The sequence below is a fragment of the Chitinimonas prasina genome (genome assembly GCF_030160395.1).
Taxonomy (GTDB): Bacteria; Pseudomonadota; Gammaproteobacteria; order Burkholderiales; family Chitinimonadaceae; genus Chitinimonas; species Chitinimonas prasina.
On record NZ_BSOG01000007.1, the window covers coordinates 67,079 to 90,677 of the forward strand.

Here is a 23,599-nt window from a genome sequence, read left to right on the forward strand (position 1 = left end):
TAGTTCGTGTCCCTGCTCAACAACCGCCGTCTCAGCGGCGCACTGCTGATACTGCTGTCAGCCCTGTGCTTCGGGGTGATGCCGTTGTTCGGCCGGCTGGCGTATGCCGAAGGGGCGGATACCCAGGCCGTGTTGTTGCTGCGTTTTGTCATTGCCGGCGCCTTGCTGGCCGTCCTGATGCTGCTGCGTCGCGAGCGCTGGCCACGGGGCAAGCTGGCGCTGGGCTTGCTGGCCATGGGGGCCGTGGGCTATGCCGGCCAGGCCTTCAGCTATTTCACCGCGCTCAGGTATGCCAGTGCTTCGCTGACGGCCCTGTTGCTCTACACCTTTCCGGTCATCGTCACCCTGATAGCGGCGGTCTGGCTGCATGAGCCTTTGACCCGTCGCAAGGTGGTGGCCCTGCTGCTGGCTTCGGCCGGCCTGGCGCTGACAGTGGGCGATGCCTTGTCCGGCTCGCCGGTGGGCATCGCCTTTGGCCTGGGGGCTGCGCTGATCTATTCGGTCTATATCGCCGTGGGTACCAAGCTGACTCCCCAGGCCGGGGCCTTGCCCAGTGCAACCGTGGTCATGCTGGGGGGCGCCCTGACTTTCTTGCTGGTGTCGCTGTGGCAAGCGCCCGTCATGCCGCGCAGCCCTTTGGGCTGGGCGGCCATCGCCGCTATCGGGGTCATGTGTAGCGTGTTAGCCGCACTGGCCTTCTTTGCCGGGCTGGCACGCGTGGGCGCCTCTGAAGCCGCCATGTTGTCCACTTTCGAGCCGGTGGTGACCGTGGTATTGGCCGCCTGCTTGCTGGGTGAACGACTGTCGGTCTCGCAGTGCTTGGGCGGTGCGGTTATCATCGCTGCCGTCCTGCTGTTGGCGAAGTCACCTGCCAGCGGCACACCGCCGGAATAATTCAATGGCCTGGGCATGCGCCCAGGGTCACCTTCGAGGTAATACCCATGTTCTACAACAACGTCGTCCCGCTGGATGCTACCAAGCATGCTGACCTGAAACTGAGTCTGGCGCAGAGCTTCAATTTTGCTGCCAAGGTGCATGCCGTACCCGTGGTCGGCGCCGAGTTCTCCTCGCTGATGCGCGACTACGCCATCGTGTTTGCTGAAACCGGTGAAAAGACCTACTCCCCCACCGTGATGCTGGGCATGCGTGCCCAGGAGAACCTGTTTGTCGATGCCGATGGCAACTGGGATGCGCCCTATATCCCCTTCTTCGTGCGCCGCTTCCCCTTTGTCACCGTCGAAGTCGAGAACGACGATGCCGTGCTGTGCATTGAAGAGAGCGTGGCACGCACCATGCAGCGCGAAGAAGATGCTGCCATCTTCGTCGACGGCAAGCCCACCGATGCCATGAAGCAGTTTGCGCAACTGATGTTCCAGTCGCGCGACGATGGCAAGCGCTCCGGCGACCTGGCCAATGAGCTGGGCAAGGAAGGCCTGCTGCATCAGGTGTCGGCCAGCGCCGAGCTGCCAGGCGGCCCGGTCAGCATGGACGGCATGTGGGTGGTGGACGAGACCAAGCTGCGCAATATCTCGGCCGCCAAGGCTGACGAGTGGCTGAAGAACGGCACCATGTCGCTGATCTACGCCCACCTGTTCTCGCTGGCCAATCTCGATGGCCTGGTCAATCGCCTGCAAAAGCGTACGCCTGCCGCCTGATCAGTCTGTTGAACACATGGCGACGTCCTCGGTCTATGCTGGAAGCCCGGCATGATGAGCGTCGCCATGTTGCGTTTACTGCTGCTGATTCTGGTGTGTTCCCTGCCGCTGCGGGCCGAGGTCGTGGTGCGTGCCTGCGGTGGCGAGGGGGAGTGGATACCCTCCAGCTATTTCAAGCGCGTCGACGGTAGCAAGACCGCCGAAGTGGCCGGGTATTCACCCGATGTATTGCGCGCCGCCCTGCAGGGCAGTGGTTACCGGGTCGAGTTTGCATTGTTGCCCTGGTTGCGTTGCCAGCGTGAGGTGGAGCTAGGCCAGCGCTTCCAGCTGGCCATGGGCATGCTGCACAGCCCGGAACGGGCGCGGCTTTATCGCTTCAGCGATGCCTATCTGCGGTTTCAGCCGGGTTACTTCTATCTGCACAGGCGCTATCCGCAGGGTTTGCAGATACGCCAGCTGGATGAGCTGAGCCGGTACCAAGTGTGTGGCCTGTATGGCTACAACTATGGCTTTACCCGCCTGCGGCCAGAACAGATGGACAACGGTGCGCTGGATTACCCGGCGGCCATGGCCAAGCTGGCCTTCGGGCGCTGCGAGATATTGATCGAAACACTGGAAGTGATGGCAGGACAACGTCGGCTTGGGCGCCTGTCCTACGATGGCGATCTGTTGCGTGGCCGACCACTGCCGGAAACCCCGCCGGTGGTGGCCCATTTTGCCATCAGCCCGCAGATGGCGGATGCCGATGCCTTTCTGCAGATTCTCAATACTGGACTGGCCCGCTTGCAGCGTGAGCGCAAGCTGGAGGTCATACTGCGTATGCATACTTCCCCCTGATGCTGACCCTGCTTGCGGACGAGCCGCACTTCATCCTGATAGACAAACCTGCCGGCCAGAGCTTTCACCGCGAAGGCGAACAGCGGGGCGTGCTGGAGCTGCTGCGTGAACAGACTGGCGTGGGGGAGCTGCATGCAGTGCACCGGCTGGACCAACTGACATCGGGGTTGCTGCTGGTGGCCAAGGGTGCCGAGGCGGCGGCGGATTTTGGCCAGCTGTTTGCCCAGCGGCAGATACGCAAGTACTACCTGGCGCTGTCGGACCGTGCGCCTGGCAAGAAGCAGGGCACGCTCAGCGGCGATATGGAAAAAGGCCGCAATGGCAGCTGGCGTCTGTTGCAAAGCCGCCAGGATCCGGCGGTGACCCAGTTCTTCACCGCAGGCGTAGGCAATGGCCAGCGCGCCTTTATAGTCAGGCCGCTGACCGGCCGCACACACCAGATACGGGTGGCCCTCAAGGCGCTGGGCAGCCCCATACTGGGGGATGTGCGCTACGGCGGCAGCGAGGCGGACCGGGGCTATCTGCATGCCTATGCCCTTGAATTCAGCCTGGGCGAGACCCACTACCGTTATGCCTGCCCACCCCGCGAGGGCGAGCACTGGCATAGCCCCGGTGGGCAGCTTGCCTTTGGTCGTTTTGCCGAACCGTGGTGTCTTGCTTGGCCTAGAAGCTGACTAGGGCTATTGTTGTAAACCTCCGGGTTGCCAGGCAGCCGGGGGATCAATACATAAGGAGTATGGAAATGAGTCTGTGGAACAAGCTCACCGCTGAGTTTATCGATATTGTCGAGTGGACCGAGGACAGGCCTGAGGTGATGGCCCATCGTTTCGAGCGGCATCAGAATGAACTCAAGATGGGCGCAAAGCTCACGGTGCGCGAAGGCCAGCTGGCCGTGGTGGTGAACGAGGGGCAACTGGGCAAGAACCAGGTGGCCGATGTGTTCACGCCCGGCATGTACACCCTCAATACCGAGAACATGCCCATACTGGCCACCCTCAAGGGTTGGAAGTATGGCTTCAATTCGCCTTTCAAGGCTGAGGTGTATTTCTTCAACACCCGCAAGTTCACCGATCTCAAATGGGGCACGGCAGGCCCGGCCACCATGCGCGATCCGGAGTTCGGCGCGGTGCGGGTTACCGCCTTTGGCCTTTATGTGATCCGTATTGCCGATGCCAAGACCTTTCTGGTCGACATCATGGGCACCAAGGCAGAGTTCACCACCGAGGATATCGAGGCCAACCTGCGCGGCAAGGTTGGTACCCGTATCAAGGAAGTGATGCCGGAGATCGGCGTGCCGGTGATAGACCTGGAAGGCAAGGTCACCCTGGTCGGCGAGAAGATACGTGAGCGTATCGCGGGCGATTTCGCCGGTATGGGCCTGGAACTGTGTGAGATACAGGTGCAGGACATCGGCCTGCCCGAAGAAGTCGAAAAAGCCATCGACCAGCAAGGCGCCATGCGTGCCATCGGCAATATGCAGCAGTTTGGCCAGTACCAGGCAGCCCAGGCCATGCGCGATGCTGCGCAGAACCCCGGCATGGCCGGTACCATGATGGGCATAGGGGTGGGCGGCATGCTCAACCAGGGCATGGGTAACCTGTTCCAGCAGCCTGCCCAGGCCGGTGGCGGCATCTCCGGTACGGCGCCTGCGCCAGCGGCGCCGGTTCCGCCGCCTATACCGGGTGCGGTCAGCTTCCATGTGGCGGTGAACGGCCAACAGGCCGGCCCGTTCGACCTGGCGGCACTGCAAGGGCAGCTGCAGGCGGGTAGCTTCAATCGTGACAGCCTGGTCTGGAAGGCCGGCATGGCCGCCTGGGGCAAGGCCGGCGAGCAGCCGGAACTGGCAGCCCTGTTTGCTCATATGCCACCACCCATACCGCAGTAATGTGGTCTACCCGGCGCCGTGGGCGCCGGGTTTCTTTCACCACCCCGCCATCGCCATGATACGAATGCTCGGCCAGGTCCTGCTGTTGCTCTGTAGCGTGCTGTTGGCGGCTGCACCGCCACCAGCCCTGCCGGCGGTGCGTGTCGCCGCGCCTGAGGGCATGGACGCCACCGTGCAGGTGGGGGAGCTGGTCCTGCGCGAGGCTTACCGGCGCATAGGCTACGAGATGCAGCTGGAGAAGCTGCCCGGTCTGCGTTCATTGGCGGTAGTGGATGCCGGCAAGTATGACGCCGAGCTGGGGCGTATCGCTGGGATGGAGCAGCAATACAGCAATCTGCGTGTCGTCCCGACCTCACCCTTGTCGCTCACCGTGGCGGCCCTGACGCTCAAGCCGGAAATCGTGGTACGTGACTGGGAAGACCTGCGGGGCTGGCGGCTGGCGGCGCAGCGCGGCGTCAAGGTGGTAGAAGCCAGGACGGCTGGCATGGATGTCAGTTTCGCCACGACGCCCGATGCCATGGTGCGCATGTTGCTGGCGGGCAGGGTCGATGTCGTGCTGGGCAGCCCCATCAGCATGCCGGCCGTACTAGCGGGCATGCGCCAGCGCGGGGAGTTGGCAGCGGATACCCGTTTGCTGGTGCAGGAGTTCTACAGCATACCGGTCTACCATTATGTCCATACCCGCAACACCCATCTGATCGTGCCGCTTGAGCAAGCCTTGCTGGCCATGCGCAAGGATGGTTTCATCGACCGCGCGCTGCGGCAAGTCACGGCACAGCAAGTCGACAATGCACTCGGCAAGCACAAGCCCTAACCTCAACCTTCGACCCGACCTAGTCGTCAGCCTACATGACCACCAACCATTACCCTTGCACGGCCTGCGGTGCCAAGCTTGAATTCGCGCCTGGCCAGCACGCGCTCCAGTGTCCTTATTGCGGTGCGCAGAACGCCATCGCGGTGGCGGACGCAGCAGAGCAGGAAACCGCAGTAGCCGAACTCGATTACCAGGCTTACCTGGCCCAGGCAGCTGGCAATGAGCCGCAGATAGAGCGACAGACGGTGAAGTGCCCCGGCTGCGGTGCCGCATCGCAGCTGCCGGCCAATACCACGGCAGACCGCTGCCCCTTCTGTGCCGTGCCGCTGATCGCCAGCAATGCCTATGCCCAGCGCACCATACAGCCCAAGGCGGTAGCGCCGTTCGAGATCAAGGAAAACCAGGCCAGGGCCAGCTTCAAGGACTGGATACATGGGCTGTGGTTCGCCCCCAATGCCCTGAAGCAAGCCTACCGCGCCGCCAGCGGCTTGAAGGGCATCTACCTGCCTTACTGGACGTATGATGCCAATACCGACACGCCCTACCGTGGCGAGCGGGGCGACTACTACTATGTGAGCGAGACCTATACCGACAACGGTGTCACCAAGACCCGGCAGGTACGCCGTACCCGCTGGTCTTCGGCTGTGGGCGAGGTCCACGTGGGTTTTGACGATGTCACCGTGCCGGCAACCCAGTCGCTGCCCACGCAGTACCTGCATGGACTGCAACCCTGGCGCCTGGAAAAGCTGCAGCCGTATCGCGAGGACTACCTCACCGGCTTTACCGTGGAAGCCTACCAACTGGGCCTGCAACCAGGCTTTACCGCAGCGCAGGGGCTGATGGAGCCCACCATCCGGGAGGCCATCCGGCGTGACATCGGTGGTGACGAGCAGCGCATACACAATATGTCGCCGCACTACTACGACATCACCTTCAAGCACATCCTGTTGCCCATCTGGTTATCCAGCTACCAGTATGGCGGCAAGACCTGGCGCTTTGTCGTCAATGGCCAGACTGGCGAAGTCCAGGGCGAACGTCCCTGGTCGGCCTGGAAGATCGCCGGCGCCATCCTGCTGGCCTTGCTGCTGCTGTTTGTGGTGATCTACCTGAGCGGGGAATAGCTGCTGCCTGGCGGGGGCGCCCAACGCCCGCAAGCTAAGCCTATGTTATGCGGCGCTCTAGCTGACTAACGCTGCTCGGATGAACACGGCTACACCTCAACGACCAAGCCTGGATCGAAGTCCCGGTTTTCCATCTCGCCGTGGCTGAGCCGGTACCCGCGCGGATTGCATACCACCCGCGTGCCGTCAACGCGGTAGTCGAAGGACTTGTGCATGTGGCCGTGGATCCACAGCCCTGACTTGCCCATTAAATGGCCCAGGTCGCTCGCATATGCGGCAGAAAGCAGATCAGTAGCGTAATCCGGCGCAATGCTGTTCCGATGCGGCGCGTGGTGGGTCACAACCACGGTATTGGTAGCTTGGCCGGTGGCCAGCTCTTCCTCCAGCCACCTTCGGCTGCGCACATGTGTCGCCAGCGCATCGCGTGGTTCGAAAGGCCGCTTGGATCTGCCTGCGCGCGTCGAGATGCGGATGTGGTCCGACATGCTGCCGGCAGCTTCGTCCATGGCGCCCAACTGCGTATATGTGCCGAACAAGGCATAGTCGGTCCACAGCGTGCAGCCCAGGAAACGCATGTCGTCGATCACGACCGATTCGTTCTCCAGTAAGTGGACGTTCGGTGGGCAGACGCGGCGCAAGTCTTCCCAGGTTGCCTCGACGCTGCTGCCATAAAATTCGTGGTTCCCCACCACGTAGATGACCGGCGTGTCAGGGAATGCGCAGCCTGCCCAGGTGATGGCTTTGGCACCCACTCCGATGTCGCCGGCGAGAACGACGACGTCGGCCTCGAGTTTCGGTGGCGCGAAGGCGCAGAACTCCAGATGAATGTCGGAATAGATACGGATTTTCATAGGGCGAGTCTAGCAGGCAACGCTGCTACAACAAGCCTAGGCCGGCCCTATGGCTGCAACGACCAGGACAAGGTTACGCGGAGACATGCGGTAACGCTCTCCGCGCCCGGCTGGCCAAAAGTCGTTTGTTCCACATGCCTTTGATGGCTCCCTTGGCGTTCAAATGGCCCTTCTGCATGGCCGGCTAAGAGCCGGTGCCGCAAATAGGTACGCGATAGGGATACATGATGGGCGCTTTGCGACATCGTATGAATTGGCCGGCCGAAAGTAGCGTGAAGCGATTACACAGGTGCGCAACACAGGACGACCGAACAAGGGGCTAGTGAACAGTTAGAAGCCAAGTGGGCTGATCTTGCCCGCGGTGGAGCGGGCGATTGCTGCGCGCCGACGCGCGTTGGACCTGGGACATAGCCAGGAATGGCTGGGGGAGCAGGTTGGGCTGTCGAAGCAGACCTTCAGCAGGATGGAGAATGGGGTGGTCGCTCCGGCGATTTTCTGGCGGCAGGACATTTCCGGAGCGCTGAGGTGCTCGATGGGCGACTTGTTGGACCAAGTTGCCAAGCCCGAAGGTGATCATGCGCAAACGATCGTTCTCCTGCTGGCCGAGGTCCCGCTGGAGAAGCGAGAATCGGCAGCGTGCGTGCAGTGGAGCTGGTGTCGGCGCTGCGCTAAGAGAGGCCGTTCCTCCCAGGCAGGACGCTGATCGATGGCGAGAAATCAGGCATCCTTGCTATGACGTTAGCTTGGCTTGTGAGGATTGGGATAGCGCCGGCTATCGGATTGATTGCCTGTATCAACTTCACAAGCTGCTGGGGTGGGCGTAGTGTGGTGTGAGAGCCTGTATGCGGCGTTAGGCCGTTATGGTCGGCGCTTAATTCCTTGTGCCAGCCATTGTTCGGGTATGCCCAGCGGGCCGCGACGAGACGAAAAGACCCTGAATAGGCTCTAGGGGAGTGTATCGGTGCAGCCATGCTGCTTACCAGGAGATTGCCATGCATGCTCATCCCACCCAGGCACAGGTACCGGCCCTGCCCACGTTGAATTGCCAGGTATGCCTGGCCGAGATTCCTGCTTCTGAAGCCGCCAGCAGCGAAGCTACCGATTATGTGGCGGCCGTCTGCGGGCTGGAATGCTACGTGCAGTGGCAGGCTCAGACCGGCGCCGTGGTGCCAGAGCCGCCACCGGCTGGAGAGAAGGCTGCCGAAGCTTAGTGTCACCCGGCCTTCTCGCCTTCTGAAAACCTCCCGTCAGGGCTGGGCTGCGTCCTCTAGCAGGTAGCGCAGCTCCCTTGGCAAAGGGTGGTCTGGCCAGCGCTGCTGTAGCAGCCGGACTTGCCTGCGCGCCTCATCTTCCTTTCCCACCTCCAACAACTGGCGGATGCTGGTAATCCAGCGCTCCGGTGTAGCGTCCGGTTTGGTCGTCGGTGGTGGCATGCTTTCCAGCATCTTGCGTAGCGCTGGGGCGGTATGCTCCTGGCTGCGGCCGGCGGCAGGCTTGGCCGCAGCAGGTGCCGGTGCGGGCATCGCCTGCGGTGCCGGTGCGGCCGGTGCCAGGGCGGGTTGACTGCGTTTGTCCTGCCTGGCCATTGGGTCGCCAGCTTTCGATTCGGCTTCCTGCGCCGGTTCTGGTTCCGGTGCTGGTGCGGCCAAGGCAGCTGGTGCCGCATGCTTGGCGCTTTCCATCAACCCCGGCTCCATCGCTGGGCGCATCTCTGCCGGCGGTATCTGGCGAGGCTGTGCGAGGCTGCGGCGGGTAGCCGGTACGCTGCTGGTCACCGGTTCTTCTTGCGGTGGCGGAGGAGCGGCTGCGGCGGTGCTTGCCGATTCCAGATTCTTTTCATCTTTGCTCCCGACCGCTGCATTGGCAGGCGGGGCCGCCGTGGCTTCTGGCACCGCCACAGGGTCTGACATCTCTGCTGCCAGCATGGGCTCGTCCAGCCGGGTTTCCTCGCTGTCGCGCAGTTGCAGGCTGACACCCAGGGCCAGCATGACCGTGGCGGCCAATCCCAGGGGGACGCCCCAGTTGCGGCGGGGCCGGGCAGGGAAGGGGATGACCTTGGCGCCGTCTTGTACTGCATTACGGGCGGCAGCCAGGATGGCGCTGTCCAGTGCTGGCGGCGGCAAGGGTTGTTCCAGTGCCGCGTAGGCCTGGCTCAGTGCCTTGTCGTCGTCATCGGGTTTCATGGTGTCCATCTCAGCTTACCCCCGCCAGCGTGGCTTTGAGCTTGGCCACGGCATAGCGTAGCCGGCTCTTGGCCGTTTCCATGGGCACGCCGGTCAATGCGGCAATGTCTTCCAGGCTCATATCGGCCTGCTCGCGCAGCAGGAACACTTCACGCTGCACCGCAGGCAATGCACGCAAGGCGGTGTCCAGTGCCTGGCCCGCTTGCTTGCCTTCCAGGCGGCTGGCGGGCTCTTGGCGGCTGTCTCCCGCTACACGGGCCAGCGGGTCCTCGTCGTCCTCATTCAGAAAGTCGCCCAGCAGGGCGGGTTCCTTCAATCGTATCCGGTCTATCAGCTTGTTGCGGGCGATGCCGAACAGCCAGGTACGGAAGCTGGCCGTGGGCCGATAATCGTGGCGGGCGTTGACGACCGCCAGCCAGGTTTCCTGAAACACATCATCAACCCAGGCTGTACGGGGCGACTGCCGGTGCAGAAAGCCGTACAAGCCGGCTTTGTGCAGGGCGTACAGGCGCTCGAACGCCACCGCCTCGCCACCGGCGTAGGCAAGCATCAAGGCAGTATCGTCATGGGCGGGCTGCATGGCAGGCGAGTGTAGCGGAATGCCGGACTCGCCGCCTGCACTGTCCACGCTGGGGTGGTAGCCTTCCACTGGCTGATCAGCCCTCTTTGGCAGTGATCTTCAAGCGGGTGTAATAGATGCCACTGAGGCCCCGGTAGCCGGAATCGGTGCCAAACATCACCCACAGCTCGCCCGAACCGTTGGTGGTCAGCGACAGCGGGTTGCTGCTGTTGCTCAGCAGCTTGTTGCGGTAGGGGCGGTTGACGCAATCGGTGCTGTCGGTGGCGACATTGCCCAGTACCCGGGTATCGCGGCCACTGGTTTCCTGGTTACCCTTGTCCCAGTTCATCCGCCAGTTCTTGTTGGCGTCCACCAGGGCTAGTGGTTCCTGCACGCTGGCCCCAGCCTTGAGGAAGACCGACTCCCCTGGCGAGCCGGTTCCGCCGGTGCAGTTTGCGCTGCCGTTGCTAGCGAACTCCGCCTCAAAGGTCAGCTTGTAGGCCTGGTTGGGCTTGAGCTTGTCGATCTTGCGCTTCACATACATCCACAGATCGGTACTGTGGTTGTTGCCGCTCATATGTATGCCTCTGACCGTAAACGGCACGGGCAAGGCACGCCAGGACGATGTCAGCTCGTAGTAGGTATCCTGGCCTTGCTCAAAATCGGCAAAGCCGGATACCCAGCCCTGTGCGCTGGTATCCAGGTTGTACTCATAGGTCAGGTTGGTGCCTGGCTGCTCGGGTGTACCCACGCCAACCTCGGTATTGCAGGCGCTGAGCAGCAGCGGAACCAGGGGGAGCCACAGGTAGTTTCTTTGGCGCATGACCATTCTTCCTCTTTCTATCGATTGTTGTTGTGCAGGCCAGCCCTGCAGGCAGCGTGCGGGCTTGCTTTGGTAGCGGGCTCGCCGTCTGGTTCCCGGCATGCTGCCGCTATCAGGGAAAAGCCTAGCCTGCCAGGCCGCCTTTGCCTACGCTCATTGTGGCTGGGTAGGGTGCGGGCAGCCTGGTCAGCAACTTAGAGCGGCTACCAAAACCCAGCGTAGGGGCGCTTACTCGGCAATCTGCGGCTGCACCTTCGCATCCTGCCCTACCAGTGTTTCTGCCAGGCTGATCAAGCGCAGGAATTCCCCTCGGTAGCCGTAGCGATCCTCTCCCTGCGCGCCAGCGGCCAGTGCCTTGATCTGGCCAAAGTCAAAGCGGCCCAGATGCTTGCCGCCTTCTGCCAGGCGCTGGCCAAATGCGGCCACGGCGGCGGCAAAGCGCAGGTCTTCGCTGGGGCGCTGGCTGATCGCATCGCGCCGTACAGGGAAGGCCAGCAACTGGCTGTCCTCTCCGTGCGCTGCCTTGTAGCGCAGGCGCAGATAGCCCAGTTCCTGATCCTTGCCGGTCAGCAGCGGCTTGTTGATGCCATAGCGCAGCGGCTCCACTGCACCGCGCTTGCCCGCCAGGGTGATTTCATACAGGGCAGTCACCCGGTGGCCGGCACCGATTTCGCCGGCATCCACCTTGTCGTTGTTGAAATCCTCGCGCTTGAGCGCGCGGTTCTCAAAACCGATCAGGCGATACTCCTGCACGTTCTGCGGGTTGAATTCCATCTGTATCTTGACGTCGCTTGCGACGGTGGCGAGGGTGGAGGTGAACTCGTCGACCAGCACTTTCTGCGCTTCGTTCAGGGTGTCGATGTAGCTGTAGGCACCGTCGCCGGCATCGGCAATCTGCTCCATCAGCTGTTCGTTGTAGTTGCCGGTGCCAAAACCCAGCGACGACAGCGATACACCGGAGCGGCGTTTTTCTTCCACCAGGTTCTTCAGGGTCTCAAAGCGAGTGATGCCGACATTGAAGTCGCCATCGGTGGCCAGCAGGATGCGATTGATGCCGCCTTTTACAAAACCCTGCTCGGCCATCTGGTAGGCCAGCTGGATGCCGGCGGCGCCTGCGGTGGAGCCGCCCGCTTCCAGGCTATCGATGGCCGCCATGATTTCGCCACGCCGGGCACCGCTGGTGGGCGGTAGTACCACGCGGGTCCCGCTGGCATAGGTCACCAGCGAGACGTGATCCTGCGGCCGCAACTGGCGGGTGAACAGCTTCAGCGCCTCACGCAGCAGGGGGAGCTTGTCGGCCGAGTTCATCGAGCCCGAAACATCGACCAGAAACACCAGGTTGGCCGGTGGCAGTGCCTGCTTGGCGGGGTCGGCCGCCTGTATGCCTACCCGCAGCAGCAGGCTGTTCGGGTTCCAGGGCGTGGGGGCCAGTTCGGTGCTGACGGCAAACGGGGCCTTGCCTTGGGGCAGGGGGTAGTCGTAGGGAAAGTAGTTGACCAGCTCCTCCACCCGCACTGCGTCACGTGGGGGCAGTTGGCCGCCGTTGAGCAGGCGCCGCACATTGCTGTAGCTGCCGGTATCGACATCAATGCTGAAGGTGGAGACCGGCGATTCCGCTGCCAGGGTAATGCCATTGCGTTGCAATGCCTGGTAACGCTCGCGGTTCTCCGGTGCAGCCGGGACATACTGCCGTACTGCTGGGGAGGCAAGGCTGTTGCCACCCATGGGCATGCGCTTGGATAGCGAGACTTGCGGCTTGGCCAGGCCGGTGGCCCGAACACTATCGGCGCTGGTAAGGGGGCTCACCGCAGGCGCTGCGGGGGCTTCTGCGGCCGGCAAGGGTTGCTGTGGCGGCAGTGGGGCAACGGTTTCGGCTATTTGCAGGGCGTTGTCGGCCTTCTCTGCCTTGCTCCCTTCTGCCGTGGTAGTGATCTCAGGCTGGTGGGTGGAGCAGGCGGCCAGCCAGATGCTGGCCAGCAGGGCAGTCAGGTGCTTGGGGGTCATGGCGTTCTCCGCGTGGGTGGAATGATGCTTGAACGGCGCCATGCGATGAAACGGGTTAAATCCTGACAAATTATTGGCTGCGTGCCACCAAGCTACTGGTAGCGCTTGAGCAAGGCGGCCATTCTGGCCTGTCCGGGTCCCTCGCAAGCAGCCTTGAGTCTGGCCATTGCAGCCTGATCCTGCATCAGCGGGGATTTATGCGAGATATAGATCACCACGGGCTGCACATCGATCTCCAGCCAGTGGTAGTCGCGGCTTTTCAGCCCAGCCTGCTCCAGTGCGCTGATGGAGCCGGGGCGGGACACGAAAGTGGCATCCAGTCTGTCGGCCATCAGCATGCGCAGCCCTTGTTCCACCGACTCCAATGGATACAGGTTGGCGTCCAGCGATTTCAGCTTGTCGAGCGCGCGCGTGCCGCGGGGTACGCCTACCACCATGCCACTCAGGTGCGAGGGGGCCAACTGCTTATAGCGTTGGCGCTTGTAAAGGACACCAGAGCGTATCTGTCCGATCTGACACAGCTGCGATGCAAACTCGTCTCGCTCGGCGTCGGGTATCAGGACGGCGGCCACGTTCTCTCCACTTTTCAGGCCGTTGATCGCCCTGACATAGGGCAGGGTGGACAGGGAAATCGTGACGCCTGCACGGTCAAACAGAAAGCGCAGTATCTCGGGAGAGACGCCGCGCTCGGGTTGATCGGGAAAGGTCCAGGGAAAGACCGGTACCGTATAGGCGGTCAAGGGGGCAGCCTGCGCGGGCAGGCACAGCAGCAGGGCCATGGCAAGGTGTGCAATCGACGCCAGCAGCGTTCGCCAGTCGGCAGGTAAGGCTGCAGTAGCCAGCCGTAACAGTCGCATGAGTTCAACGTACTTTCTAAGTTGGTACGAGTCATGGTCAGGCGACAGCCTGCAATATGGCGCCGTCTTCCGTAAGGCAGGATCGCAGGATGTGTCGTGTCCCATAGCGCATCCAGCCTTCAGCTTAGAGCCTGTTAGGAACTTAAGTAACTGAAAAGCTGAAACTGATTCAGCTCGCTGTCGAGCGCCGTATTACCGGGGCACTAAATTTGGCACCTATTCGCGATGCAAGTGGCATAGCCCGTAGGATCACATCTGCTTGAAGCAGATAGACAGCTATAACTCTACTTTTGATGCGGAACAGGTGCTGGATATGGATGTGCCAACAATTTGGGAGCTTGTCGGAGTTGCTGGAGGAGCTATCACTGCTGTTATTTGTTTCGCAATTCATCTCAGAACAGTGAAAAAACTGCAGCTGGAAATTGTCAAGCTGACGCTTGAAACTGAGAATCTAAAAAGGGGCGCTGAGGAGCGTGAGCGGATGCTTGTCATGCCATCTACCCAAGAAGTCCGAGACATACAAATGTTAAAATTTTACGTCTCCCAATCGCATGAGAATTACACGCACTCCCCTGAGAGAAAGACTTCCTGGTTAAATGAGACGACATGGGAGCATGCGGTTCTCCTAGGCATTGTGACGGTGATCGCCTACCTGATTTTTGCCATTTATCGAGTGATCGCGTTGCTGCTACCAATGCTCAGCTAGATTACGCTTCACGAGGGTCACGGCATCAGCATAGAGCCCCGCCAAGGGGGGCTGGCGTGCCTCCAACATTTCCCAGAAAGTTAGGATGTTTCCCTGTGTGCCTCAGCGCCAGCCTGTGCCGGCGGTACAGGCGCAAACCAGCCCACAGCGACCAGCAGCAGACCCACACCGAGGAAGGACACCACCCTGGCCAGGCTGCCTGCGCCTGCGAGATCCACCACGAAGAGCTTGAGTACCGTTACCCCCACCAGGCAGGCCCCTGTCACCCATAGCGCGCGCCAGCGGACGCGGGTGGCGGACCACATGGCGGCCAGGGCGACGCTGGTCCACAGCAGCGATAGCGCAGCCTGGTAGCCCTGGTCGGGCCATAGCGATGCCTGGCTGAAGTTCAGCCCGCCCAGATGGTGGAAGCCCCTGGCCAGCAGGCTGTTGAGCCAGGCAAACAGCAGCAGGGCCAGACCCGCCTGGATGGCTGGGCGCAGTTCGGCCAGCTTGGCGGCAGGGTAGGGGCTGCGCAGCCAGCGCAGCAGGGCCAGGGCGGCCATCCACCAGCCCAGGTCTAGCGGATTGAGCAGGGGCCACCAGGCCAGCGGGCTGGCGCTGCCGCTGCTGGCCCAGGGGGCGATCAGCAGGGCGCCGGCAGTCAGGGCTGCGATGGGCAGGGGTAGGTGCCACAGGTAGTCGCGCCGATAGCGGCGTGACGGCCAGCGGGCCTGCAGCGGGGCCAGTGTCTGGCACAGCAGCGCCAGACAAAGGGCAGCCAGGCCGCCCAGCCAGATCCAGCCCGAGCCACTGCCGATGCGGCTGCTGCCATCGGCCAGCACCCACACCAGCCAAGCCGTCAGGAGCCAGCCTCCCATCAGGTGGGCTAGTTGCCTGCCCAGCCTGGGCAAGGTGCTCTCACGGTAATACAGCAAGCCCATAGCCAGCCCATAAGCCAGCGGCCAAGCCAGCCAGCCGCCCTGTTGCAGCGGGGTGGCCTGGCGGTCGGCTGCCAATAGCAACACCACGGCCAGTGCGGGCAGCAAACCCAGACCGGGCCAGCGCAATGCCGGCCAGGCCAACGGGCCGGACAGCAACGTGGCCAGCAAGGCCAGGCCGGACAAGAGGGCGAGCCAGGCTACGATCAGGTGTTGGTCGGGCATGAACTGCGCCAGGCTGACACCGCCGCCGGCCAGCAACAGCAGCAAGCCCCACAACAGCAAGACCAGGTGCGGCGTGCGGGGGCTGGCTCGATAGCATACGGCGCCGGCCAGCCAGGCAGCGATGCCTACCAGACTGGCTGCCAGCAGGCGGCCATTCCACCAGTGTATTTCCCGCTCTATCTGAGACAGCTGTGCCAGTACGATGAGGCCTGCGGCGAAGATCAACAGATAGCCGGTCAGCTGGCTGAGCAGGCGCTGCTGGCGATGTCCCAGCCACAAAAGGCCGGCGCCTTCCAGAGCCCAGCTGGCGGCTGTCCAGCGGCCGTCGAGCGCCAGCGGTATGGTCAGGGTGGCAAAGCCGGTGGCCAGTATGCAGAACGATTCGGCCAGCAGCCCCATGCCGGGGCGGCGGCGCAGGCTTAGCCAGAGCGCGCCGTAGACCAGGGCCATGGCGGCGGCAGACCATGCATTGCCATGGGCAAAATCGCTGACCAGCATGACTTGCAGGCCAAAGCCGACCAGCGGCACGCCAAACACCAGGGTGGCATCGACGGGATCGCGCACCAGCTGGCCCAGCTTGGCCTCTGCCTGTCTATGCCGGGTAAAGGCGACAGCCAGCGCCACGTACAGCAGCCAGAATCCCACCAGGAAAGGCTCCGTGGTGGCGAAGTGCTCGTGGGTGTAGCGCAAGGTGCCCCAGCCTGCGCCGATGACGAAGGTGAACAGGAAGCCCAACAGGTTCAGTCCGCGCCAGGCCCGCAGGCGGGCTACCCAGGCGATGCCGAGATTGAGCACCGCGTAGTAGCTGAACAGCATGATATGACTGCCCTGGCCAGTACTGGCCAGGATGGGGGCCAGAAAGCCGCCCGCCAGCCCGATGATGGCGAGTGACTGGGCCGACTGGGTGACTGCCAGTGCGGCGGAGAAGGTGGCCAGGCCCGCCAGCAGTGCGAAGGCAGCGCCTGCGGGCAGCAACTGGTGCAGGTGCAGCGCTGCGAACACGGTCAGGAAGGCAATGCCCAGGCCGCCGCCCTGCAAGGCATGGGCAAACACCGGCTTGCGCTCGCGTTGGCGCCAGCCGAAGGTGATGGCGGCAGCCGAGCCGGCCATGACGGCCAGGTAGCGGCTCTCCACCGGAAAGCGTACATATTGGGCGGCGTACTTGAGCAGGAAGGCCACGCCTATGATCAGCAGCAGCACGCCTATCTTGACGGCTGGGTTACCCGCCATCATCCAGGCCAATACACGATCAACCACGGTGGGGCCGGTCTCTACGGCTGCGGCATAGGCTGGCTCGGGGAAGGCGGCGGGCGCTGGCGCCGGCGCGGCTACCTGGACGGCAGGCTGCACCGCTGCGGTTGCTGCGGGCTGGGGGGGCAGCGCGGGAGCGGCGTCGATGCGGGTCTCCGGCACCGGGCTGGCAACGGTCTCCGGTGGGGGGGGCGCAGGCACGGCCGATGGGGATGGTGGCGCTTCAGCTTGCAGCCTGGCCTGCAGTGCCCGTATCTGTGCGCTGTGATCGCGCTCGCGACCGAGTAACCAGCCCAGCAGGCCGCCCAGCAGCCAGCCGCTGTCGTGCCATATCACGGCACCGATGACTAACCCGACAAACAAACCCAGCCATGCCATAGATGCTCCTTGAGGCCAGTTCACCCTAGGCGAAGAGGCGATCAGACATTTCTTAGAGCCGCTAACAAAACCCTTCTGGCGTTGTTGTGCGAGCTTGCCGTACCCACGTACTGTCGTCGCTCGCACGCCTAGCCAGAACCGCTACGCTGGGTTTTGTTAGCCGCTCTTAGTGTGGCCTTATCTTGGTCGAGTGGGGAGTGGTGTGCAAGCAACATGGCGTCTGGGCGGGCGGCGGCATAGAATCCGCTACCGTCCGTCGCGTTTTTCCATCCCATGTTGATACGCCAGCTTGTTCCTGCCGATCTGGACCTGTTTAGGGCTTTGCGCCTGGCAGGCTTGCGCGAGTGTCCGGCGGCCTTTGCCGCCAGCCTGGAGGAGGAAGCCGAACTGCCACCGGGCCAGATGAGCGAATGGCTGCAGGCCGGCCCACACGGCTGGATACTGGGTGCTTTCGACGGAGATGTGCTGGTCGGTGTGGTAGGTTTGGGCCGAGAGCGCATGCGCAAACTGCAGCACAAGGCCGTGGTCTGGGGCATGTATGTGGCGGCCAGCCATCGGCGTCGCGGCGTGGCGCTGGCCTTGCTGCAGTCACTCAAGCAGCAGGCTGCCGGGATGGCAGGCCTGCGGCAGCTGAACCTGGGGGTGCATACCCGCAATGCGCCGGCTCTGGCGCTGTATGCAGCGCTGGGTTTTACCGTGTATGGCACCGAGACCCACTGCATGCAGGTGGATGGCACATGGCACGACGAATATCTGATGGCTTGCACACTGTGAGCCGCATGGACCAAGCAGGCGACCCCTTATGAAATTGCTATTAGCCGAAGACGATGCCGTATTGGCCGATGCCCTGCTGACCAGCCTGGCACGCCTGGGTTTTGCCGCTGAGCATGTCAGCAATGGCTTGGTGGCCGAGCAAAGGCTGCTGGCTGCCGATTACGATGCCGTGATCCTGGATCTGGGCCTGCCTGGCCAGGGTGGCTTGGCGGTGTTGCGCAAGGTGCGCGCGCAGAAGCCTGGCCTGCCCATCCTGATACTGACGGCGCTGGACGGGCTGGAAGACCGGGTGGCCGGGCTGGATGCCGGTGCCGACGACTACCTGGCCAAGCCCTTCGAGTTTGTCGAGCTGGAGGCGCGCCTGCGAGCGCTGTTGCGCCGTAGCAAGGCGGCGGGCAGCCCCCGCGACGAGGCACGGTTTGGACGGCTACGTCTGGACCGGGCCGGGCAGCGGGCTTGGGCCGATGATCAACCGCTGGATCTGTCGGCCCGGGAGCTGGCCGTGCTGGATGTGCTGCTGAGCAATGCCGACCGGGTCGTGACCAAGGAACAGATTGCCGCTGAACTGAGCGGCGACGAACTGGGCGCCAATGCCATCGAGGTGTATGTGCACCGCCTGCGTAAGAAGATAGAGCCAGCCGGTGTCGGGGTGAGGGCGGTACGGGGCCTGGGTTATCTGCTGGAAGCCCGGCCGCTGTAGGAGGCCCGGTGCCATGAGCAAACCACGCAAGCTATCGCTGCACCGGCAACTGCTGATCTGGCTGCTGGCGCCGCAGTTGTTGCTGTGGCTGGCGGCGGCATTTGTGTCGTACTCGGTGGCGCTGCGCTATGCCGATGAGGTGATAGACCGCAGCCTGGTGCAATCCAGCCGCGCCTTGGCACGTCAGGTGAAACCGCTGGGCGAGGGGCTGTATATCGATTTTCCCCGCGCTGCCCGCGAGATACTGGAAGAAGACCCCAGCGACCGTTTGTATTACATGGTCAGCACACCTCCCGGTGAATTCATCCTTGGTGAGAAGGATATCCCACCCACCCCGCGTGAGTTAGCGCGTGAGGTGGGCAAGCCTTATTTTTACGACGGCGTCCTGCGTGGCCGTGTGGTGCGGGTAGCCGCCTTGTACCTGCGCATAGGTACCGAGGAGCGGCCCCAGACCATGCTGGTGCAGGTGGCCAAAAGCACGGCGCTGCGTACCCAGCTGCAGCGGGATATCCTGATTGATACCGCACTGCCATTGGCTTTGCTGCTGGTGTTGACCAGCGTGCTGGTGTGGGCCGGTATCAGCCGTGGTCTGTCCCCCTTGCGGCATTTACGCCGGCTGGTGGAGAAACATTCGCCGCGTGAGCTGAGTGCGCTGGAGGTGGAAAACGCCCCGGCCGAGGTGCGGGCGCTGGCACGGGCCATCAACAGCTTGCTGGAAGAGGTGCATGGCCAGGTGGCGGCGCAGCGGCGGTTTATCGCCGACGCCGCCCATCAGCTGCGCACGCCCCTGGCGGGCTTGAAGTCCCAGTCCGAGCTGGTGCGCGGCGAGTTGAACCAGACCGAGCCTGACCGTGCTGCCCTATTGCAGCGTCTGGCGCAGATCGAGACCAGCGTGGCCCGCGCCATCCGGTTGGTCAACCAGTTGCTGGCACTGGCTCGGGCCGAACCCGATGCAGCGTTACCGTTGGCGCCGCTGGATCTGGTTCGGCTGGCCCGTGAGGTCACCATGGAGGCCGTACCCCGGGCACTGGCACGGCAGATAGACCTGGGGCTGGATGATGCGCCGGCCAAGCTGCTGATCAGTGGTCACGACGGTCTGCTGCGGGAACTGCTGGGCAACCTGATCGACAACGCCATCCAGTATTGCCCGGCAGGCAGTGAAATCGGTGTCAGGGTGGTGGACGAAGGTGCCCATGCCGTTCTGGCGGTTTACGACAACGGGCCAGGGATTGCCGAAGCTGAGCGTGGCCGGGTGTTCGAACGTTTCTATCGTGGTGCCATGGAAGGGCAGGGCAAGGGCTGCGGCCTGGGCCTGGCCATCGTGCAGGAAATTGCCCGCCGCCATCATGCCCAGGTGCTGCTACAGGACAACCCACCCCATGGCCTGCGTGTGGTGGTTCGGTTCAGGCTTACTTAGAGCCTGTTTGGACTCAGGCCATTGATGGGTAGTGAGGACGGGCTAGGTGCGTTTGCCCGGCTTGGCTTGGGCAGAGACACCAGTGGGTAGCGGGAAGCGTGCCCGCAGCCAGCGGCCCGGCGCGGTTTGTTGGCGTAGCTGTTCCAGCTCGGCCAGCCTATTGCTGGTAAACGGCGGGCTGTTGGCAAGGTTGCGCAGCTCCAGCAGTCGCAGCTTGCAGCCTTGGGCCAGGGGGCGGCCCAGGGTGGCCGCCATCCATAGCAATAGCAAATTGCCCAAGAGGGCCAGCCAATGCAAGCCGCTGCCTTGCTCCAGCCAGGGGCGCAGCAGGTGGTAAAGCGGAACTGAGGCGGCTGGGGCGATCAGCCAACTGGCCTTGCTACGTTGCGCCGCTGTGGTGCTGGCCTGCAACTGGCGGCTGTCCAGCTTGATCTGGGTACCGGGCCAGGCCAGGGTCTTGGCGTCGGGGCTGGGCCAGGGCGCCTTGCGCCACTCCAGCACGACCATGCAGCCCAGCACGATCAAGTAGGCCGCCAGCAGGGTCAGCCAGATCAGGCCGGCCTGTGCCTGGCCCAAGGCCAGCGTTGCCAGACAGAAGGAGAGGGGCAGCATGAACAGCAAGGCGTGCAGACTGCTGATGATGGCTGCCCGGCTGCCAAACAGCGACAGATAGCAGACCGCCAGCCCATCCAGCAGAAAGTAGAATCCCAGGACCACAAAGGCCGCCAAGGCCCAGCGCCAGTCGGCCTGGGCCCATACGGCCAGGCTGGCCGGCACGGCCAGCAGCCAGCCATGCCAGGCTTTGCCCAGCAGCAGCGGCAGGGATGCCGGCGGGTGGGTCATCGCTTGACGCCGAGCGCCGAGGCGGCGGCGTTACCGGCGGCTTCGTCGCCGCCGTAGCGGCTCCAGGCGGCCTGCACAGCGACCCCGGCAACCAGGCTCAGGGCAAACACAGGCCAGCCAAACGGCGTGAGCAGCAGCAGGCCACGTGCCGCCATCATGCCCACGGCCACGGCGGTGCCGGTACCGGCGGCAACACCCAACACATTGCCGCTCTGGCTCTTGGCCGAGCGCACGGCGAAGCCGCGCCAGTCCACTGCCAGGCCATCGGCTGTGCGGCTGGTGCTGTCGTAAAAATCGAAGGCGGCCGTGGGGCCAAAGGCCAGGATGCCGCCGCCAACCTTGCTGCCGGCGGCGCGCAGCAGCATGCTCGACTGTGCGCGGGAGTCCGCTACGCCATCGGCCAGGGCCTGCAGGCGGCGCATGTCATGGGCGCTGCTGCGCATGCTGGCAAACGACTGGGTGGCGCGGCCGCCAAAGGCTGCCGTGGGGATCTGGTGCAGCACCTGCACCGGCAGATTGCTGACTTTGACCCGTATCTGGGCGCCGCGCCGCAACTGGCCGTTGGCGCCGATGCGGTGGGCGTAGATGGTGATGTTGGGGCTGAGCCGTATCGACTGTGCACCGCCGGCCCGCAGGCGGGCAAAACCTTGGGCGGCATGGCGGGCCCAGTAGGCCCTCAGGCTGCTTTCAACCACGCCATGGATGTTGCCAGCGATATTGCCCGGCCCGATCAAGGAATCCTTCAGCGGACCATACCAGGCGTTGAAGCTGGCATTGGCCTGCTCCGGTGTCATCGGCTTGTCGGGCAGGGTCTGGGTGCTGGCGACAAGCAGCACCGCCGTTTCTGGATCAGTCTGCACCAGGGTGGGCAGCAGCGCAGCCAGTACGGGCTTGTCTAGGGCGAAGTCGCCATCATAGGGCATGGCGTACTCATCGAACTGGTAGCGGCTGCAGGAGCGCGAAGCGCTGCCGTAGGCCATGCCGGGTTCGATGACGGCTTGCGGACGCAGGGCATGTGCCTGCTTGAATACGACGGATTCTGCGTGGGTGCGGGGCTTGGTGATGAAGGGCATCGAATGGGTAAGGATATCAGCTCAGTTATATGTCATAAATTTTACCACTGAGACGCAGCTGGCTGCTTGGTACCAATACCAGTGCGCGGTGCCGGGTTGCGGTGGTGGGTTGCTAGCAGGCCGGGGTGGCGACCGACTGTGTAACAAAACAAGATGTTGCCCAGTTGGCTATGACTAAGTGTATCCCACACCACAGTGGGCCTTGCCCCGATGCTGTGCTGCGATCGCCTTGAAATGGAGCACAGGCTGGAGCTCTGCGCTTTTATGGTGCAATGCAATATTGAAACTTACTGAAAACTTACAAAAATCCTTCACAAAGCTTACATGCGTAGTTATATTTCGCTCCAGTCGTGTGCATGACGCAGCCGACCTAATTCAAATAAGGAGTGAGACAGATGCAACCCCGTCGCCTGACCCTGGCATTGGCCGCCGCCTGTGTGCTTTCCCTCCCAGCCTCTGCCGGTACTGTTGAAGTGCTGCACTGGTGGACTTCCGGTGGCGAGGCCAAGTCCGCCGCTGAACTGAAGAAAATGATAGAGGCCAAGGGCCATACCTGGAAGGACTTCGCCGTGGCCGGCGGTGGTGGCGACAATGCCATGACCGTACTGAAGACCCGCGTGGTATCGGGCAATCCGCCCGTGGCTGCCCAGGTGAAGGGGCCTGCCATCCAGGAATGGGCTGCCGAAGGCGTGCTGGCCAATCTGGACGGTGTATCGGCGACGGAGAAGTGGGACACCCTGCTGCCGCCCGTGGTGGCCAATGTGATGAAGTACAAGGGCCATTACGTGGCCGTGCCGGTGAACGTACACCGCGTCAACTGGATGTGGGCCAATCCTGAAGTATTCAAGAAGGCCGGCGTGCAGCCGCCCAAGACCTGGGATGAGTTCCCCGCCGTGGCCGAGAAGCTGCAAAAGGCTGGCTTTATTCCGGTGGCCCATGGAGGCCAGCCCTGGCAGGACAACACGGTATTCGAATCCATCGCCCTGGGGGTGGGTGGTGCCGACTACTACAACAAGGCTTTCGTGAAGCTGGACCCGGCGGCCATCAACAGCGCCACCACCATCAAGGCCTTCGATACCCTGCGCATGGTGCGCAAGTACATGGACAAGGACATGCCGGGCCGCGACTGGAATCTGGCGACGTCCATGGTGATCAACGGCAAGGCGGCCATGCAGTTCATGGGTGACTGGGCCAAGGGTGAGTTTGCCGCCGCTGGCAAGAAGCCCGGTACCGATTATCTTTGCCTGGCGGCACCGGGTACGGCCAATGCCTTCACCTTCAATATCGACTCCTTTATCGTCTTTGCGCAGAAGAACAAGGATCTCAAGGCGACTTCCGATTTTGCCTCCACCGTGCTGTCCACGCCTTTCCAGGAAGTGTTCAACCAGAACAAGGGCTCTGTCCCGGTGCGCCTGGGGCACGACATGAGCAAGTTTGACGACTGCGCCAAGAAGTCGGCGGCCGATTTCGTGGCTTCCAACAAGTCGGGCGGCCTGGTGCCTTCCTTTGCCCATCAAATGGCCCAGCCATCTGCCGCACAAGGTGCTATCCAGGATGTGGTGTCGAGTTTCATGAACTCGAACATGAGCAGCAAGGATGCCGTTGCCAAGTTGCTGGCTGCCGCCAAGAAGCGCTAAGCGCCGCGTCGCCAGCAGCGCTGGTGTCGTGACGGGTTGCCGTGGGCAAGCGTCCCGCTTTGCCCTGCGGCCAGGCCTGTGCCTGA

General features: G+C 62.9%; 22 protein-coding genes. 13 read left to right on the forward strand and 9 right to left on the reverse strand.

The features are described 5' to 3' along the window. The first annotated feature begins 6 nt into the window (after window positions 1–6). From QQK16_RS19730 to QQK16_RS19760, 7 genes are all read left to right on the forward strand, one after another. On the forward strand, window positions 7–894 hold the full coding sequence (locus tag QQK16_RS19730; protein WP_284198211.1) for a DMT family transporter: 888 nt from the start codon (window positions 7–9) through the stop codon (window positions 892–894). Window positions 895–941: 47 nt separating this feature from the next. Continuing rightward, window positions 942–1,655 (forward strand): SapC family protein, encoded by a 714-nt coding sequence (locus tag QQK16_RS19735; protein ID WP_284198212.1) that lies wholly within the window; start codon window positions 942–944, stop codon window positions 1,653–1,655. A 66-nt stretch (window positions 1,656–1,721) separates the two neighbouring features. After that, window positions 1,722–2,492: a substrate-binding periplasmic protein gene (locus QQK16_RS19740; RefSeq protein ID WP_284198213.1), complete on the forward strand. Its 771-nt coding sequence runs from the start codon at window positions 1,722–1,724 to the stop codon at window positions 2,490–2,492. Beyond that, the gene (locus QQK16_RS19745; RefSeq protein WP_284198214.1) at window positions 2,492–3,166 is read left to right on the forward strand and encodes a TIGR01621 family pseudouridine synthase; all 675 of its coding nucleotides are present in this window, start codon (window positions 2,492–2,494) and stop codon (window positions 3,164–3,166) included. Before QQK16_RS19740 ends, QQK16_RS19745 begins: the two co-directional genes overlap by 1 nt. Window positions 3,167–3,234: 68 nt before the next feature. Continuing rightward, window positions 3,235–4,377: an SPFH domain-containing protein gene (locus QQK16_RS19750; protein ID WP_284198215.1), complete on the forward strand. Its 1,143-nt coding sequence runs from the start codon at window positions 3,235–3,237 to the stop codon at window positions 4,375–4,377. A 55-nt stretch (window positions 4,378–4,432) separates the two neighbouring features. After that, window positions 4,433–5,191, forward strand: a complete 759-nt coding sequence (locus QQK16_RS19755) for a substrate-binding periplasmic protein (protein ID WP_284198216.1) — start codon at window positions 4,433–4,435, stop codon at window positions 5,189–5,191. Window positions 5,192–5,226: 35 nt separating this feature from the next. Then, a complete protein-coding gene (locus QQK16_RS19760; RefSeq protein WP_284198217.1) occupies window positions 5,227–6,312 on the forward strand; it encodes a hypothetical protein in 1,086 nt (361 codons plus the stop codon). Between the two features lie 89 nt (window positions 6,313–6,401). Here QQK16_RS19760 and QQK16_RS19765 read toward each other — a convergent pair whose 3' ends face one another. Next, window positions 6,402–7,163, reverse strand: coding sequence for a metallophosphoesterase (locus QQK16_RS19765; RefSeq protein WP_284198218.1), 762 nt, complete (start codon window positions 7,161–7,163; stop codon window positions 6,402–6,404). Window positions 7,164–8,155: 992 nt separating this feature from the next. Here QQK16_RS19765 and QQK16_RS19770 point away from each other — a divergent pair. Continuing rightward, entirely contained in the window at window positions 8,156–8,374 is a 219-nt protein-coding gene (locus tag QQK16_RS19770; RefSeq protein WP_284198219.1) for a DUF3330 domain-containing protein, read from the forward strand. A 36-nt stretch (window positions 8,375–8,410) separates the two neighbouring features. Here QQK16_RS19770 and QQK16_RS19775 read toward each other — a convergent pair whose 3' ends face one another. From QQK16_RS19775 to QQK16_RS19795, 5 genes are all read right to left on the reverse strand, one after another. After that, window positions 8,411–9,346, reverse strand: a complete 936-nt coding sequence (locus tag QQK16_RS19775; protein WP_284198220.1) for a hypothetical protein — start codon at window positions 9,344–9,346, stop codon at window positions 8,411–8,413. Window positions 9,347–9,356: 10 nt separating this feature from the next. Beyond that, complete coding sequence (locus tag QQK16_RS19780; RefSeq protein WP_284198221.1) at window positions 9,357–9,995, reverse strand: RNA polymerase sigma factor; 639 nt, start codon at window positions 9,993–9,995, stop codon at window positions 9,357–9,359. 7 nt (window positions 9,996–10,002) lie between these two features. Continuing rightward, window positions 10,003–10,728 (reverse strand): hypothetical protein, encoded by a 726-nt coding sequence (locus QQK16_RS19785; RefSeq protein WP_284198222.1) that lies wholly within the window; start codon window positions 10,726–10,728, stop codon window positions 10,003–10,005. A gap of 228 nt (window positions 10,729–10,956) precedes the next feature. Further along, window positions 10,957–12,732 (reverse strand): vWA domain-containing protein, encoded by a 1,776-nt coding sequence (locus QQK16_RS19790; protein WP_284198223.1) that lies wholly within the window; start codon window positions 12,730–12,732, stop codon window positions 10,957–10,959. A 92-nt stretch (window positions 12,733–12,824) separates the two neighbouring features. After that, the gene (locus tag QQK16_RS19795) at window positions 12,825–13,589 is read right to left on the reverse strand and encodes a substrate-binding periplasmic protein (protein ID WP_284198224.1); all 765 of its coding nucleotides are present in this window, start codon (window positions 13,587–13,589) and stop codon (window positions 12,825–12,827) included. 259 nt (window positions 13,590–13,848) lie between these two features. Between QQK16_RS19795 and QQK16_RS19800 the strand changes: the two genes are divergently transcribed. Beyond that, window positions 13,849–14,295 (forward strand): hypothetical protein, encoded by a 447-nt coding sequence (locus QQK16_RS19800; protein WP_284198225.1) that lies wholly within the window; start codon window positions 13,849–13,851, stop codon window positions 14,293–14,295. Between the two features lie 80 nt (window positions 14,296–14,375). Here the strand turns inward: QQK16_RS19800 and QQK16_RS19805 are convergent, their stop codons facing one another. Next, entirely contained in the window at window positions 14,376–17,069 is a 2,694-nt protein-coding gene (locus QQK16_RS19805) for a DUF2339 domain-containing protein (RefSeq protein ID WP_284198226.1), read from the reverse strand. A gap of 273 nt (window positions 17,070–17,342) precedes the next feature. On the opposite strand from QQK16_RS19805, the gene QQK16_RS19810 reads away from it, so the two are divergent. From QQK16_RS19810 to QQK16_RS19820, 3 genes are read left to right on the forward strand one after another with little or no spacing between them, the layout of a single operon-like run. Continuing rightward, window positions 17,343–17,843, forward strand: coding sequence for a GNAT family N-acetyltransferase (locus QQK16_RS19810; protein ID WP_284198227.1), 501 nt, complete (start codon window positions 17,343–17,345; stop codon window positions 17,841–17,843). Between the two features lie 28 nt (window positions 17,844–17,871). After that, window positions 17,872–18,543 carry a response regulator transcription factor gene (locus QQK16_RS19815; RefSeq protein WP_284198228.1) on the forward strand — a complete coding sequence of 224 codons (672 nt, stop codon included), beginning with the start codon at window positions 17,872–17,874 and terminating at the stop codon, window positions 18,541–18,543. 13 nt (window positions 18,544–18,556) lie between these two features. Then, window positions 18,557–19,960, forward strand: coding sequence for a sensor histidine kinase (locus QQK16_RS19820; protein ID WP_284198229.1), 1,404 nt, complete (start codon window positions 18,557–18,559; stop codon window positions 19,958–19,960). Between the two features lie 42 nt (window positions 19,961–20,002). Here the strand turns inward: QQK16_RS19820 and QQK16_RS19825 are convergent, their stop codons facing one another. After that, window positions 20,003–20,803 (reverse strand): hypothetical protein, encoded by an 801-nt coding sequence (locus tag QQK16_RS19825; protein ID WP_284198230.1) that lies wholly within the window; start codon window positions 20,801–20,803, stop codon window positions 20,003–20,005. Continuing rightward, entirely contained in the window at window positions 20,800–21,876 is a 1,077-nt protein-coding gene (locus tag QQK16_RS19830) for a hypothetical protein (RefSeq protein ID WP_284198231.1), read from the reverse strand. The genes QQK16_RS19825 and QQK16_RS19830 overlap by 4 nt, the downstream gene beginning before the upstream one ends. 395 nt (window positions 21,877–22,271) lie before the next feature. Between QQK16_RS19830 and QQK16_RS19835 the strand changes: the two genes are divergently transcribed. After that, on the forward strand, window positions 22,272–23,513 hold the full coding sequence (locus QQK16_RS19835; protein WP_284198232.1) for an ABC transporter substrate-binding protein: 1,242 nt from the start codon (window positions 22,272–22,274) through the stop codon (window positions 23,511–23,513). Window positions 23,514–23,599 lie beyond the last annotated feature (86 nt).

Coding starts and splice junctions, on each gene's coding strand:
- QQK16_RS19745 (WP_284198214.1), top strand. CDS start 2,492: ATGCTGACCCTGCTTGCGGACGAGCCGCACTTCATCCTGATAGACAAA.
- QQK16_RS19735 (WP_284198212.1), top strand. CDS start 942: ATGTTCTACAACAACGTCGTCCCGCTGGATGCTACCAAGCATGCTGAC.
- QQK16_RS19825 (WP_284198230.1), bottom strand. CDS start 20,803: ATGACCCACCCGCCGGCATCCCTGCCGCTGCTGCTGGGCAAAGCCTGG.
- QQK16_RS19775 (WP_284198220.1), bottom strand. CDS start 9,346: ATGAAACCCGATGACGACGACAAGGCACTGAGCCAGGCCTACGCGGCA.
- QQK16_RS19760 (WP_284198217.1), top strand. CDS start 5,227: ATGACCACCAACCATTACCCTTGCACGGCCTGCGGTGCCAAGCTTGAA.
- QQK16_RS19765 (WP_284198218.1), bottom strand. CDS start 7,163: ATGAAAATCCGTATCTATTCCGACATTCATCTGGAGTTCTGCGCCTTC.
- QQK16_RS19830 (WP_284198231.1), bottom strand. CDS start 21,876: ATGCCCTTCATCACCAAGCCCCGCACCCACGCAGAATCCGTCGTATTC.
- QQK16_RS19795 (WP_284198224.1), bottom strand. CDS start 13,589: ATGCGACTGTTACGGCTGGCTACTGCAGCCTTACCTGCCGACTGGCGA.
- QQK16_RS19820 (WP_284198229.1), top strand. CDS start 18,557: ATGAGCAAACCACGCAAGCTATCGCTGCACCGGCAACTGCTGATCTGG.
- QQK16_RS19835 (WP_284198232.1), top strand. CDS start 22,272: ATGCAACCCCGTCGCCTGACCCTGGCATTGGCCGCCGCCTGTGTGCTT.
- QQK16_RS19810 (WP_284198227.1), top strand. CDS start 17,343: ATGTTGATACGCCAGCTTGTTCCTGCCGATCTGGACCTGTTTAGGGCT.
- QQK16_RS19755 (WP_284198216.1), top strand. CDS start 4,433: ATGATACGAATGCTCGGCCAGGTCCTGCTGTTGCTCTGTAGCGTGCTG.
- QQK16_RS19750 (WP_284198215.1), top strand. CDS start 3,235: ATGAGTCTGTGGAACAAGCTCACCGCTGAGTTTATCGATATTGTCGAG.
- QQK16_RS19740 (WP_284198213.1), top strand. CDS start 1,722: ATGTTGCGTTTACTGCTGCTGATTCTGGTGTGTTCCCTGCCGCTGCGG.
- QQK16_RS19790 (WP_284198223.1), bottom strand. CDS start 12,732: ATGACCCCCAAGCACCTGACTGCCCTGCTGGCCAGCATCTGGCTGGCC.
- QQK16_RS19785 (WP_284198222.1), bottom strand. CDS start 10,728: ATGCGCCAAAGAAACTACCTGTGGCTCCCCCTGGTTCCGCTGCTGCTC.
- QQK16_RS19770 (WP_284198219.1), top strand. CDS start 8,156: ATGCATGCTCATCCCACCCAGGCACAGGTACCGGCCCTGCCCACGTTG.
- QQK16_RS19805 (WP_284198226.1), bottom strand. CDS start 17,069: ATGGCATGGCTGGGTTTGTTTGTCGGGTTAGTCATCGGTGCCGTGATA.
- QQK16_RS19815 (WP_284198228.1), top strand. CDS start 17,872: ATGAAATTGCTATTAGCCGAAGACGATGCCGTATTGGCCGATGCCCTG.